Consider the following 861-nt stretch of genomic DNA (forward strand, 5'->3'; position numbering starts at 1 on the left):
AAAACCCATGGTGCCTAAGCCTGCGGAAGTAATGAAGTTTTGCGGATCGCGTGGCTGAATGTGCTGAGCTGCCCACATTTGGTGCTGGCCTACGTCAGTCGATACGATGGCGCTGTCTGGCATCATGTCAGATAACTGCTTAAGCAGCAGCGGCGCGTAGATAAGATCGCCAGGGTGGTCGTAACGCCACTTAAAGCCGCTACGCAGACTTTCACTATGGTGAACCCACGATGAGATATCTTGAGTCAGCTCCAATTGAGGAAGAATGGTATTGATGTCGCCTCGCAGTGGTGCGTTTGCGTGGCGAAGCTTATGGATTTCTGCCGCATCGATGTCGATATGGATGACTTTGGCGTGCGGCGCAAAGGTATCGAGTTTGCCCGTCACACGGTCATCAAAACGCGCGCCTACGACAATCAACAGATCCGCTTCTTGAACCACAAGGTTGGCCGCTTTGGTGCCGTGCATACCTAACATGCCTAAGTAGTGAGGGTCATGGCGTTCAATCGTACCTAAGCCTTTCAGAGTGCTTACCGCTGGCATCGGGTTCAGACGTAAGAACTCTCTCACTGCATCTGTTGCTTTCGCTAGCTGCACACCGCCGCCGACATACAACACTGGGCGAGTGGACGCTGCCAGTACGTCTTGCGCGCGTTTGATGTCTTCAGCACTGACGTCTTCAATTTCAGGTGCAACGTAAGGTGGCAGCAATTCTGTTGGGGCTTGAGCAAGCTGAACATCTTTCGCAATATCGACAATGACCGGGCCCGGACGACCTGTTTTGGCCACTTCAAACGCTTCGGCTAGCGTTGGCGCTAGGTCTTCAATTTCGGTCACGAGATAGCTGTGCTTAGTACAGGC

At 53.0% G+C, this 861-nt stretch carries 1 protein-coding gene; it reads right to left on the bottom strand.

Annotated elements, in window-relative coordinates; genetic code table 11:
- Positions 1 to 861: thiamine pyrophosphate-dependent enzyme (locus R7Q48_RS25830; protein ID WP_318133024.1), on the bottom strand; the 861-nt coding region annotated here is incomplete at both ends.

The sequence above is a fragment of the Vibrio sp. 378 genome (genome assembly GCF_033339435.1).